General features: G+C 75.7%; 5 protein-coding genes. All 5 read left to right on the top strand.

Annotated elements, in window-relative coordinates:
• Window positions 1–244 precede the first annotated feature (244 nt).
• The 5 genes from ACLQ2X_RS23080 to ACLQ2X_RS23060 all read left to right on the top strand — a co-directional run bounded on the left by ACLQ2X_RS23080 (window position 245) and on the right by ACLQ2X_RS23060 (window position 13,357).
• Window positions 245–637 (top strand): DUF2267 domain-containing protein, encoded by a 393-nt coding sequence (locus ACLQ2X_RS23080; protein WP_425683174.1) that lies wholly within the window; start codon window positions 245–247, stop codon window positions 635–637.
• Between the two features lie 325 nt (window positions 638–962).
• Window positions 963–4,451, top strand: a complete 3,489-nt coding sequence (locus ACLQ2X_RS23075; RefSeq protein ID WP_425683173.1) for a beta-ketoacyl synthase N-terminal-like domain-containing protein — start codon at window positions 963–965, stop codon at window positions 4,449–4,451.
• A complete protein-coding gene (locus ACLQ2X_RS23070; RefSeq protein WP_425683172.1) occupies window positions 4,448–7,555 on the top strand; it encodes a thioesterase domain-containing protein in 3,108 nt (1,035 codons plus the stop codon). The genes ACLQ2X_RS23075 and ACLQ2X_RS23070 overlap by 4 nt, the downstream gene beginning before the upstream one ends.
• Window positions 7,552–9,852: a lantibiotic dehydratase gene (locus ACLQ2X_RS23065; RefSeq protein WP_425683171.1), complete on the top strand. Its 2,301-nt coding sequence runs from the start codon at window positions 7,552–7,554 to the stop codon at window positions 9,850–9,852. The genes ACLQ2X_RS23070 and ACLQ2X_RS23065 overlap by 4 nt, the downstream gene beginning before the upstream one ends.
• A gap of 1 nt (window position 9,853) precedes the next feature.
• Window positions 9,854–13,357: an amino acid adenylation domain-containing protein gene (locus tag ACLQ2X_RS23060; protein ID WP_425683170.1), complete on the top strand. Its 3,504-nt coding sequence runs from the start codon at window positions 9,854–9,856 to the stop codon at window positions 13,355–13,357.
• Window positions 13,358–13,364: the final 7 nt, after the last annotated feature.

Here is a 13,364-nt window from a genome sequence, read left to right as displayed (position 1 = left end):
GTGTCCGCCTCCGACGCTAACCGCCGAGCGCGGCCGTGAGCAGGGGCGTAGGGGCCCGTCCGGCCGGGCCGGAGGTCCCGGATCGGGCGGCCGGCACCGGCTCGACCTCGACCCGGCAGCCGTGGAACATGGGCCGCGCCCAGTCGTCGTCGGCGGTCGTTTGGTGGGTTCGGGGGCGGGTACCCACCGGCGCCGACGGGCGGGCGACCGGGCCGGCCGTGCTCGGCGACGAGGGGAGGGTGGGATGCGGTTCCCCCTGTTCGTCGAGGCGGTGGCGCGTCGCGGTGAGCTGTCCACGGACGAGGCCGCGACGGTCTCCCGGGCGGTCCTGCAGACGCTGGCCGAGCGGATCACCGCGGACGAGGCGACCGACCTTGCCGCGCAGTTGCCGGACGACGTGGGCGGTTATCTGACGCCGGGTGGTGCCGCCGCGACAGGCGGTGCGGTGGACTTCCTGTACCGGGTGGCCGAGCGCGCGGCGGTGGACCCGGCGGTCGCCGAGGTGGGCACGCCGGCGGTGCTCGCCACGCTGCGCGACGCGGTGACGGTGGGGGAGTTCCAGGACCTCCTGGCGCAGTTGCCCCGAGGGTTCGACGCGATGGTGGACCCGATCCCGCGCCCGCCGTACGATGTCTGAGCAGGCTCCCCGCGATCCGGGTCGAGCTGCGGCATCGGGGCCGTCGCGGTGAAGATTCCACGGCCGGGAGGCACTTTCACCGGAAAATAAATTACCGGCGCGTGTACGTTGTAGATCGTCTACGCGCTAGGGGGATGATCGGACGGTTTCCGCCGTCCGACGTTCCAAGCTGTCTCCCCCCTTCGGCTCAAGGTGCACCGAAGCCCTTCCACGCTGCGGCGCGAGTCATACTCTGCTTCCAATGTGAAGTCCTGGGGGGGATCAATGGTCACATGCGTCGATCACTGCGTGCCTGTCGTCAGTGGAGCGCACCACGCTCACTGACATGACAGAGACGCTGCCCATCCATCGCTTCGGCGCGATCTCAGCGGTCCATGGTGCACGTGCGGCGCTGCTCGGCGAGACCCACGAGGTCACCTACGCCGAGTTGGCCGAGGCGGCCGGCGGGCACACCGCCGTGTTCGTCGCCGCGGGCCTGCGGCCCGGTGACCGGATCGCGCTGCTCACCGTGCACGGCGCACCGACCGTCGCGGCGCTGCTCGGCGTGCTCGCCGCCGGGTGCGCGTACGTGCCGCTGGACCCGGGCTTCCCGGTCGCGCGCCTGCGGCACATGGTCGACGCCGCCGGGGTCACCGCCGTGGCGTACGCCCCGGAGCACCGCGACCTGGCGTCGGCGCTGGCCGGCGGGCGTGCGCTCGTGCCGTTGGACGAGATCCCGCCGGCCCCGCTGCGCCCCGTCCCGGTCGAGGCGGACGCGCTGGCCTACGTGCTGTTCACCTCCGGCTCCACAGGCGTGCCCAAGGCCGTCGGGCAGACCCACCGCAACCTGGCCCACGTCGTGGACAACCAGATCGCCGCGCTGGCCGTCGGCCCGGCCGACCGGCTCAGCCTGTTGGCCTCGTTCAGCTTCGACGCCGCCATCCCCGACCTGTACCCGGCGCTGCTCACTGGCGCCGCCGTGATCCCGGTCGACCTGCGCCGGCACGGGCTGGCCCACGCCGTCGAACAGCTCGACCGGCACGGGGCCACGGTGCTGCACTGCACGCCCACCGTCTACCGGTTCCTGCTCGACACCCTCGGCACGCGCCGACTGGCCTCGGTCCGGACCGTGCTGCTCGGCGGCGAACAGTCCACCTGGGCCGACGCGGCCCGCGGCCGCCACCGGTTCGCCGCCGACTGCGTGCTGGTCAACGGGTACGGCGCCACCGAGATGACATTCGCCGCCCGGCACCCGCTCCCGCTGTCCGAGGTGGACCCGGACGCCCGCGGGCCACTGCCGATCGGCGTCGCGTTCCCCGGCTACCGGCTCGACCTCGCCCCGGACACCGGCGAGATCGTGGTCCGCAGCCGACATCTCGCCCCCGGCTACCTCAACCAGGACAGCGACCGCTTCGGCACCGACGCCGACGGGGTGCCCACCTACCGCACCGGCGACCTCGGCCGGCTGCTGCCCGGCGGGGAGATGGTCTGCCTCGGCCGACTCGACCGGCAGGTCAAGGTGCGCGGGCACCGGGTCGAGCTGACCGAGATCGAGGCGGTGCTGGCCGCCCAGCCCGGCGTGGCCGGGGTACGCGTGATCGTCCGCGACGGCGAGTTGCTCGCCTACGCCCGCCCGGCCGCCCCGCGCCCCGACCCGGCCGCCCCGCGCCCCGACCCGGCCGGACTGCGCGCGGCGCTGGCCGCCGCCCTGCCCGACTACGCGGTGCCCCGCGCGGTGCTCGTCGTCGACGAGTTCCCGCTCACCGTCACCGGCAAGGTCGACGAGCGGGCGCTGCCCGACCCGGTGACCGAGGTACCCGCCGACGAGGCCCCCGCCACCGACACCGAACGTGCCGTGCGCGACATCTGGTGCGCGGTGCTGGGCCGCCCCGCGGTCGGCCGCACCGACAGCTTCTTCGACGTGGGCGGGCAGTCGCTGCTGCTGGGCCGGGTGCAGCAGGACATCGCCCAGCGGTTCGGCGTACGCCTGCCGATGCTGCGCCTGTTCGACCATCCGACGGTCGCCGCGCAGGCGGCGCTGCTCGACGCCCCGCCGGAGGCGGTCCGCGCCCCGGTGCTGCCCGCGCCCGCCGCGCCGACAAGCGCCGCCCGGGAGTACACCGGCGACGAGATCGCCGTCGTCGGCGTCGCCGGCCGGTTCCCGGGCGCGCCCGACGTGGCGACGTTCTGGTGGAACCTGTGCGCCGGGGTCGACTCGGTGCACGACCACACCGACGAGGAGTTGACCGCGCTCGGCGTCGGGCCGCGGCTGCGCGCCGACCCCCGGCACGTGCGGGCCACCGGCCGGCTCGACGGGGTGGCCGACTTCGACGCCGAGTTCTTCTCCTTCGGCCCCGACGAGGCCGCGCGTACCGACCCGCAGCACCGGCTGTTCCTGGAGACCGCGTGGGAGGCGCTGGAGGACGCCGGCCACGACCCGGCCCGCTTCCCGGGGCTGGTCGGGGTCTACACGGCGACCTCCGCCAACCGCTACTTCATGTTCCACCTGATGGACAACCCGGCCGTGGTCGGCGACGTCGACCCGGACGACTGGGAGGCCCGCCTGGTCGGGCGGCAGTTCACCGACCACCTGCCCGGGCAGGTCGCCTACCGGCTCGGGTTGACCGGCCCGGCCATGGCCGTACAGTGCGCCTGCTCCAGCTCGCTGGTCGCGGTCTGCGTGGCCGCGCAGAGCCTCGTCGACTACCAGTGCGACCTGGCGCTGGTCGGCGGAGCCTCGGTGACCTGGCCCCGGCACCGGGCCACTCCGGGCGGCCTGGCCTCGCCCGACGGCCGGTGCCGCGCCTTCGACGAGGCCGCCGCCGGTTCCGGCTTCGGCTCCGGGGCGGGCGTGGTGGCGCTGCGCCGGCTCGCCGACGCGCAGGCCGACGGCGACCGGATCTATGCGATCCTGCCCGGTTGGGCGGTCACCAACGACGGCCCGGACCGCGCCGGCTTCGCCGTCCCCGGACCGGCCGGACAGGCCGCCGCCGTGGCCACCGCGCTGGCCACCGCCGAGGTGGCCCCCGGGGAGGTGCGCTTCGTCGAGGGCCACGGCAGCGGCACCCCGCTCGGCGACGCCATCGAGGTGGCGGCGCTGCACGAGGTGTACGCGGGCGCCGCGCCCGCCGAGTCCACCGCGCTGGGCTCGGTGAAGACGAACATCGGCCACCTCGACGCCGCCGCCGGCATCGCCGGTCTGATCAAGACGGTGCTCGCCGTGCGGCACGGGCTGATCCCGCCGAACCTGCACTTCACCCGCCCGCACCCGGAGATCGACCTGGCCGCCGGCCCGTTCTGCGTGCCGACCAAGCCACGGGACTGGCCGGAGGGGGCACGCCGGGTGGCCGGGGTGAGCGCGTTCGGCCTGGGCGGCACCAACGCGCACGTGGTGGTGGAACAGCCCCCGCCGGTCGACCCGGTCGACCCGTCCGGTGCGGGGCCGTGGCTGCTGCCGGTGTCCGCGCGCACGCCGGCGGCGCTGCGCGCCGCCTTGGCCCGGCTGCGCGCCCACCTCGCCGGGGCCACCCCGGCGCTGCCCGAGGTGGCCGCCACCCTGGCGCTCGGCCGGCGGGCCTTCGCCCACCGGGCCGTAGCGGTCGCCGCCGACCTGCCCGCCGCACTGTCCGCGCTGGACGTGCTGCTGGACGGCGACGCCCGGATCGCCGGCGACGGCGGGCCGCTACGTGACACGGCGGCCCACTGGGTCGCCGGGGGCGACGTCGACTGGGCCGCCCTGCACCCCGAGGGCACAGTCCGGCGCACCGGGCTGCCCACCTACCCGTTCCAGCGCCGCCGGCACTGGATCGACCCTGTGCAGAAAGGTTCGCGGTGAACTGGTTCGTCTCCGCCGGAAGCCGACCCGAGGCCCCGGTGCGGTTGTTCTGCCTGCCCTACGCCGGGGCGGGCGCCAGCGCGTTCCGCCGTTGGCCGGCCGCGTTCGGCCCGGGCGTGGAGGTGCTGCCGGTGCAACTGCCCGGCCGGGAGAACCGGATCACCGAGGACCCGCGGTTCAGCGTCGCCGACGTCGCCGAGGCGATCGTCTCCCGGGCCGACCGCCCGTACGCGATCTACGGCCACTCGATGGGCGGCCGGCTCGCCTTCGACGTGGTCCGTGAGCTGCGCCAGACCGGCCGACCGCTGCCGCTGCGCCTCTACGTCGGCGGCGCCCGCGCCCCGCACGTGGCGACGCCCGGCATTTTCGACGGACTGTCCCGCGCCGACGACGCCGAGCTGCTGCGCCGCCTCGGCCAGGGCGGTGGCCTCCCGGCCGAGATGCTCGACCACCCGGAGCTGGTGGAACTGCTGCTGCCGCTGCTGCGGGCCGACTTCGGCCGGGTCGACGACTACCGGTACGTGCCGGGTGAGCCGCTGCCGGTGCCGATCGTCGCGTTCGCCGGCCGTGCCGACCGGGCGGTCACCCGGGAGCAGCACGCGGCGTGGGCCGAGCACACCGCCGCCGGGTTCACCCTGCACGAGCTGGACGGCGGGCACTTCTTCCTGCACGACCGCCTCCCCGAGATGGCCGCGCTGATCCGAGCCGACCTGATCGATGCGCCCACCGCCCCCGCCGACACGCCATCCGCGGGTCCCGGCCCGGTGCGCGCCGCCGGCCGCGGGACCGCCGGGAACGAGCACCGGGTCCCGCTCGGCGACACCGACTGGGCGGTGTGGCGCGACGCGGTGCTGCGGACCACCGGGTTCCCGGCCGACGGCCTGACCGCGCTCACCGCCCCCGGGGCCGCGGCGGCGGCCGACGAACTGCTGGCCACCGGCGCCGGTGCGGACCGCCTCGCCAAGGAACTCGGCGAGGCGCTGCGGGTCGGCGCGGAACGGATCAGCGCGCTGGCCGCCGATCCACTGCTGCGCGAGGCGATCACCTGGCAGAACCGGGGCGCGCTGGTGGCCCTGGACGGGTTGCTGCGCGGCGGCGCCGACGCGGCCCGCAACGTACGCCGCCGCGACCGGGAACGGGCGATACTGAGGTACTGGCAGCGCTACTGCGGCAAGAACGAGACGGTCGGCTTCTTCGGGCCGAGTTGCTGGGTCACCATCGACCCCGACCAGCCGGAAGTTGCCCGGGTCAACCCCGGCGACGGGCTGACCCGGCGGCGCTGGGTGGGGTTCGAGTCCTGGGCGCTGGCCGCGTACGCCGAACGGCTCGGCGCGGACCTGGCGGTGCGCCGGTGGTGGCCGCCGGCGCTGCGTCCGCACCTGGCGATCCGGGACCGGACCGTGTTGCGCCCCGGTCGACCCCCGCTGACCCTGACCCCGGTGGAGGCCGCGCTGGTGCGCGCCGCCGACAGCCGGCGGTGCGCGGTCGACCTGGTCGCCGACCCCGGCATCGGGCTGCGCCGGCCGGAGGACGGCTACGCGCTGCTGGACCGACTGGTGGAGCGGGAACTGATCACCTGGGACGCGGCGCTGCCGGTGAGCCCGGACGCCGAGCGGGTGCTCGCCGAGCGGATCGACGCGATCGGCGACGAACCGGCCCGTGCCGTCGCCCGCGCCGGTTTCGACCGGCTACGCGCCGCCCGCGACGAGGTGGCCGCCGCCGCCGGTGCCCCGGACCGGCTGCGGACCGCCCTGGACGCCCTCGACGCCACGTTCACGGAGCTGACCGGCATGCCCGCGGCACGCCGCGCCGGCCAGATGTACGCCGGTCGCACGCTCTGCTACGAGGACAGCGTCCGGGACCTCGACGTGGTCTTCGGCGCGCCGCTGCTGGCCGAACTCGCCGCACCGCTGGACGTGCTGCTGCGGGCCGCCCGCTGGCTGGCCAACGCGCTGGCCCACGCCTACCTGGACGTGCTGCGCGGCCTCTACGAGGAGCTGCGCGCCGAGTCCGACGCCCCGGTCGCGCTGGCCGACCTGTGGTTCCTCTCCCAGGGCCTGTTCTGGGGCGACGGACCGCGCCCGGTGGACGCGGTCGCGGCGGACTTCGCCGCCCGCTGGGCGGGGCTGTTCGGCCTCGACGCGCTGCCCGCCGGCACCACCGACGTGCGGGTGCGCGCGGCCGACCTGGCCGAGCGGATCGACGGGGTCTTCCCCGACGCCGGCCCGGACTGGTCCAACGCCGCCATCCACAGCCCCGACCTGCAGATCTGCGCCGCCTCGGCGGAGGCGTTGCGGCGCGGCGAGTACACAGTGGTGCTCGGTGAGCTGCACGCCGCCTGGGCCTCGTTCGACTGCGCGGTGTTCACCCCGGCGCACCCGGAGCCGGAGCGGCTGCGCGAGGCGTTGGCCGCCGATCTGGGCGGGCGGCGGGTCCGGCTGCTGTTCCCCGCCGACTGGCCGCGACGGACCAGCCGTACCGCCGAGTCGCTGACCGGTCCGACCGACCGGCACCTGGCCTTCCTCGACGCGCCGGGCGCCGACCCGGCCCGGGTGCTGCCCACCGTCGACGTCACTGTCGAGGAGGTGGACGGCGAGCTGGTCGCCACCGCCTCCGACGGGCAACGCTGGCCGCTCACCGAGGTCTTCGCCCAACCGCTCAGCATGCACGCCGTCGACGGTTTCAAGCTGGTCGCCGCCGCGCCGTACACGCCCCGGATCACCGTCGACCGGCTGGTGGTGGCGCGGCAGACGTGGCGGACCACGGTCGGCGAGAGCGGCCTGTCCCTGGTCACCAGCGAGCAGGACCGGTTCCTGGCGGTCCGGGACTGGCGTCGCGGCCTCGGCCTGCCCGAGCAGGTCTACGTCAAGCTCGGCACCGAGACCAAGCCCTGTTTCGTCGACCTGGCCTCGCCCGGGTTCGCGGCCATGCTCTGCGCGATGGTGCGGGCCGCCCGGGTCGACGGCGGTGACGACGTCTCGCTGACGGTCAGCGAGATGCTGCCCGGCCCGGACCAGGCGTGGGTCCCCGACGCCGCCGGCCGGCGCTACTTCAGTGAGCTGCGGCTGCACATAACCGACACCCGGCGGAAGGGCCTGCGATGAGTCACCTGCTGCCACTGGGCGACACCGGCTGGTCGGTGTGGCGCGACGTCGTCCTGCGTACCGCCGGGTTCCCGGCCGCCGGGCTGGACCGGTTCGCCGCGCCCGACTGCGCCGCCGTCGCCGACGCGCTGCTGGCCGGCGACGCCGCCGCCGAACTGTTCGACGACAAGCTGCGGGCGGCGTTGGCCGAGTCCTCCGCGGCGGCCGACGAGATCGCCGCCGACCCGCTGGTGCGCGAGGCCGTCACCTGGCAGAACCCGGGCATGCTGGTGGCGCTGGACGGGCTGTTGCGCACCGACCCGCTGGTGCGCAACTTCCGCCGGCGCACGCGCGAGCAGAGCCTGCTGCGCTACTGGCAGCGCTACTGCGGCAAGGCCGAGACCATCGGCTTCTTCGGCCCGGTCTGCTGGGGCACGTTCGACAGCTCCCACCCCGGCGTGCACACCGTCGCCGGCGCCGACCTGGTGTCCCGGCGCGAGGTCGTCTTCGAAGCGTGGGCGTTGATCGCGTACGTCGACCGGCTCGCCGACGACCTGGCGGTCCGCCGCTGGTGGGCGCCCGCCCGACAACCGCACCTGAGCGTGGTCGGGCGGGAACTGCGCAGGCCGCTGCACCCGCCGATCTCGCTGACCCCGGTGGAGGCCCGGCTGCTCGCCGCCGCCGACGGGCGTACCCCGGCCATCGACCTGGCCGAGCGGCTGCACGCGGAGGGCGCGGTGCACGCCCCCTCCGACGTCTACCTGATGCTCGACCGGTGGGTGGAGCGCGGACAGCTCACCTGGGGCGCGAACCTGCCGGTCAGCCCGGACGCCGAGCGGGTGCTCACCGAGCGGATCGCCGCGATCGGTGACGAGCCGGTCCGGGCCCGCACCCGGGCCGAGTTCGACCGGCTCCGGGCCGCCCGCGACGAGGTGGCCGCCGCGGCCGGCGACCCGGACCGGCTCGGCGCCGCACTGGCCGCGCTCAACACCGAGTTCACCGCCGTCACCGGCCGGCCGGCCACCCGACGCGGCGGACAGATGTACGCCGGGCGCACCGTCTGCTATGAGGACACGGCCCGGGACCTGAGGTTCCGGATCGGCTCGGCGGTCACCGACGCCCTCGCCGAACCGCTGGCCGTGGTGCTGCGCACCGCCCGCTGGTTCACCGGCGAGGTCGCCGAACGCTGTGGTCAGCTCTTCGGCGAACTCCACGAGGAACTGGCCGCCGGTGGCGAGCCGGTGCGCCTGGCCGACCTCTGGCTGCTGGCGCAGGGGACGCTCGCCGCCCCGGACGGCCCGATCGGCCGGGCCGGCGCGGCGCTCACCGAACGCTGGGCACGGCTGTTCGGCCTCGCCGACCTGCCCGACGGGCAGCCGGAGGTGCGGCTGCGCGCCGTCGACCTGGCCGGGCGGGTCGAGGAGCTGTTCCCGGCGGCACGACCCGGCTGGCCGTCGGCCCGGCTGCACAACCCGGACATCCAGCTCGGTGCCGCGTCCGCCGAGGCGGTCGAGCGGGGCGACTTCCGGCTCGTGCTCGGTGAGCTGCACCCGGCCTGGACCGCCTTCGACAGCGCGGTGCTCAGCGCGTTCCACCCCGACCCGGCGACGCTGCGCGCCCACCTCGACGCCGACCTCGGTCCGGCCCGGCTGCGGGTGCTCTGGCCCGACAACTTCCCCAGGCGGGCCACCCGCACCACGTACGGGTTGACCGGTCCGGCGGACCGGCAGCTCGGCATCGACACCGCCCAGGGCGCCGACGTGGACCGCCTGGTCGCGGCCACCGCGGTCGTGGTCGAGCGGACCGGCGACCAGTTCACCGCGGTCTTCCCCGACGGCTCCCGCTGGCCGCTGATGGAGATCTTCGCCACGCTGCTCGGCTCGCTGCTGCTGGACGCGTTCAAGCTGCTCGACGCGGCCGCGTACACACCCCGGATCACCATCGACCGGCTGGTGGTGGCGCGGCGCACCTGGCGCACCACGGCCGGGGCGTGCGGGCTGGGCGGGCTCACCGGTGAACCCGCCCGCTACCTGGCGGTACGCCGCTGGCGGGCGGAGACGGGACTGCCCGAGCGGGTCTTCGTGAAGATCGGCACCGAGGTCAAGCCCTGCTATGTGGACCTGACCGGCCCGCTGTACGCGCAGTCGCTGTGCGCCATGGTCGACGCCGCGCTGCGCACCGGCCCCGACGTGCCGGTGGTGGTCTCCGAACTGCTTCCCGACCTCGACGAGGCATGGGTGCCCGACATCCACGGCCACGGTTACGTCAGCGAACTCCGCCTCCAGATCACCGACCCGGCCGACATGTTGGAGCACTGACATGACCCACACCCTGACCGCCGGCGCCGTCCACGGCGAGGACCTGTCCTGGCCGGACGTCACCCTGGCCGACCTGATCGTCGACCAGGCCGCCCGCTGCCCCGACGCGGTGGCGGTGCGACAGTGGGACACCCGGCTCACGTACCGGGAACTCGTCGAGCGGGCCGCCGGGGTGGCCGCCGCGCTGCGCGACCGGGGCATCGGCCGGGGCGACCGGGTCGGCGTCTGCGGCACCCGCACCCCGGACCTGGTGGTCGCCGTCGTCGGCGTGCTGCTTGCCGGTGCCGCGTACGTGCCGCTGGAGCCGGGCGGTCCGCGTACCCGGCTGCGCGGGATCGTCCGGGATGCGGGTCTGCGTGTGGCGGTCGGGGACGCGGCGGCTGCCGAGTTCGGTGACGAGCCGGACGTGGCGACGCTTGCGCTGCCCGGCCCGGCCCCGCTCGCGCCCTGCCCGGCCCGCCCCGGCGACCCGGCGCACGTGCTGTTCACCTCCGGCTCCACCGGCGGCCCCAAGGGCGTGCTGACCACCCACCGCAACATCGTCGCGTTCGTCACCGGGATGGCCGCGCTGACCGGCGCCGACGCCTCGGTGCGCAGCCTCGGCATGGCCTCGATCAGCTTCGACGCGGTCACCGTCGACCTGTTCGTGCCGCTGACGGTCGGCGGCGCGGTGCAGTTGCTCGGCGCCGACGACCGGGCCGACCCGGTGCGGCTGACCCGGTTCGTCGCCGAGCACGAGGTGAACTGGGGGAACATCACCCCCACCGTGCTGGCCCTGCTCGACCCGGCGCGGCTGCCGTCGTGGCGGGTGCTGATATGCGGCGGGGAGGCCGTTCCGACCGAAATCGTGGCCCGGTGGGCGCCGGGGCGGCGGTTCATCAACGCCTACGGCCCGACCGAGACCACGGTGGTGGTGGTCACCAGTGATCTCACGGGCACCGAAGCCGACCCGGTGCCGATCGGCCTGCCGCTGCCGAACCACCGCGCGTACGTGGTCGACGCCGACCTGCGTCCGGTGCCGCCGGGGCAGACCGGCGAGCTGCTGATCGGCGGGCCGGGCCTGGCCGACGGCTACCTCAACCGGCCCGGCCTGACCGCGGAACGGTTCCTGCCGGACCCGTTCGGTGACGTGCCAGGCGAACGGCTCTACCGCACCGGCGACCTGGTCCGCCAGGCGCCGGACGGCCGGCTCGTCTTCCTCGGCCGCGCCGACCGGCAGGTCAAGGTGCGCGGGCAGCGCATCGAGCCGGGCGAGATCGAGGCGGTGCTGGCCGACCACCCCGGCGTCGACGGGGTTGCCGTGGAGGTCGTGCCCGGCCCGACCGGCGCCGAGGTGGTCGCGTTCCTCACCCCCGCCGACGCGCCCGACGACGACGTGCTGCGGGCGTACGCGGCAACCCGGCTGACCGCCGCGATGATGCCGACCCGGACGGTGCGGCTGGCCGCGTTCCCGGTCAGCCCGACCACCGGCAAGGTGAACCGGCCGGCCCTGCGGGACCTGGCGACGGTCGCCGCGCCGGCCGACGACGTGCCCGACAGCGGGGATCCGGTGGAGACGGCGGTCCGGCGGATCTGGACCCGGCTGCTCGGCGCCGCACCCGCCCCGGGCAGCGACTTCCTCGCCGTCGGCGGCAACTCCATCGCCGCCATGCGCCTGGTCGCCGCGCTCCGCGCCGAGCTGGGCCGGCAGGTGGACACCCGGGTGCTGTTCACCGACCGCACGTTCGCCGCGCTCGTCGACCGGGTCCGCGCCGCCGACGCCGCCGACACCGACGGGCTGACCGTCGGCAACCCGCCGACGGTGTCCCCGCCGCAGCGGCGGCTGTGGTTCATGGACCAGCTCGCCCCGTCCAGCGCCCCCTACAACATCTCGGTCGCGCACCGGCTGGGCGGGCCGCTCGACGTCGCCGCGCTCGGCGTCGCGCTGCGTGCCGTGGCCGAGCGGCACGACGTGCTGCGCTGGCGCATCCCGCAGCAGGGCGGCGTGCCGTACGCGGTGCGCGAGGAACCCACCGACGTGGCGGTGCCGGTGGTGGACCTGACCACCGCCGCCGACCCGGACACCGACCTGGCCACCATGCTCGCGGCCGGCGCGGGGCACGCGTTCGACCTGGCCACCGGGGCACCCTGGCAGGTGACCGTGTACCGGCTCGCCGCCGAGGAGCACGTGCTCGCGGTGACCGTGCACCACGCGGTGTTCGACGGCTGGTCCGAGGCGCTGCTCTACGACGAGCTGGCCACCGCGTACGCCCGCGCCCTGGGCCGGTCGGTCCCGGGCCGCCCACCGCTGCCGGCCACCTACGCCGACTACGCGGTGTGGCGTGCCGACCGGGACCGACGCCGGGGCGAGGCCGACCTGGCCTGGTGGACCACCCACCTGGCCGGGGCGCCGACCGTGCTGGACCTGCCCCGCGACCGTCCCCGCCCGGTCGTGCAGACGTACGCCGGGGCGGAGGCCGCGGTGCGGTTGGACGAGGCGACCGACCGGGCGGTAGGTGAGCTGGCCGCCCGGCGCGGCACCACGGTCGCGGCGGTGCTGCTCGCCGCGTTCGGCGAGCTGCTGCGGCGGCTCACTGGCGGCGACGACCACGTCCTCGGCGCGATCGTCGCCGACCGGCGGCTGGCCGCGTTCGACGAGGTGATCGGCTTCTTCATCGACACCGTGCCGGTGCGGGTGCGCGCCGGCGGGGCCGGCTTCGCCGAGCAGGTCGACAGGTGCGCCGCCGAGCTGCACGCGGTCACCGCGCATCCGGGCGCGCCGCTGGAACGCGTCGTCGAGGCGCTCGGCGTGGGCCGGGACACCTCCCGCGCCCCGCTGGTGCAGGTGCTGTTCAACGTGCTCAACTTCGCCCCGCCGCGGTTGGCGTTGACCGGTCTGACCGCCGAGCCGGTGCCGGTGCCGAAACCCGGCTCGCCGTTCGACCTCACCGTCTACGTGGCGCAACGAGACGGCCGCACCGGCGTCGAGGTGGTGTACAACCCGGACCTGTTCGAGGGCGACCGCATCGAGGCGCTCCTGGCCGACCTGGCCGCCCTGGTCGGCGCGCTCGCCGCCGAGCCGGACACCCCGACCGACGAGGTGGCGACCGAGCTGCCCCGCCCGGCGGTGCGGGTGGCGGCGCAGGGCGCGATGACCGTGGCCACCGCCGAGGTGGCCCGCGCGCCGCTGCCCACCGGCCCGGACGCGCTGACCGCGACCGAGGAGCTGATCGCCGGTATCTGGCGTGACGTGCTCGGCCGGGACACGGTCGGCGTCACCGACAACTTCTTCGACATCGGTGGCCACTCGATGGCGCTCGCCGCGGTGCACGCCCGGCTCACCGAGGCCACCGGCCGGTCGGTGACCATGCTCGACCTGTTCCGCCATCCGACCGTGCGGGCACTCGCCGCCAGCCTCGACGGTGCGGCCGACCGGCCGGAGCTGGCCCGGGCGGCGATGCGTGCCGCCGCCCGGCGGGGCCGGGCCCGCCGTACCCCGCCGCCCCGCCGACCTCTCCAGCCGTGATGCCGCA

The sequence above is a fragment of the Micromonospora sp. DT31 genome, from assembly GCF_049841795.1.
GTDB lineage: Bacteria > Actinomycetota > Actinomycetes > Mycobacteriales > Micromonosporaceae > Micromonospora.
This window is presented reverse-complemented; position numbering and strand designations above follow the sequence as displayed.

What these genes read in the sequence shown, in the direction of transcription:
- ACLQ2X_RS23080 (WP_425683174.1), top strand. Translation starts at nt 245, where the DNA reads ATGCGGTTCCCCCTGTTCGTCGAGGCGGTGGCGCGTCGCGGTGAGCTG.
- ACLQ2X_RS23075 (WP_425683173.1), top strand. Translation starts at nt 963, where the DNA reads ATGACAGAGACGCTGCCCATCCATCGCTTCGGCGCGATCTCAGCGGTC.
- ACLQ2X_RS23065 (WP_425683171.1), top strand. Translation starts at nt 7,552, where the DNA reads ATGAGTCACCTGCTGCCACTGGGCGACACCGGCTGGTCGGTGTGGCGC.
- ACLQ2X_RS23060 (WP_425683170.1), top strand. Translation starts at nt 9,854, where the DNA reads ATGACCCACACCCTGACCGCCGGCGCCGTCCACGGCGAGGACCTGTCC.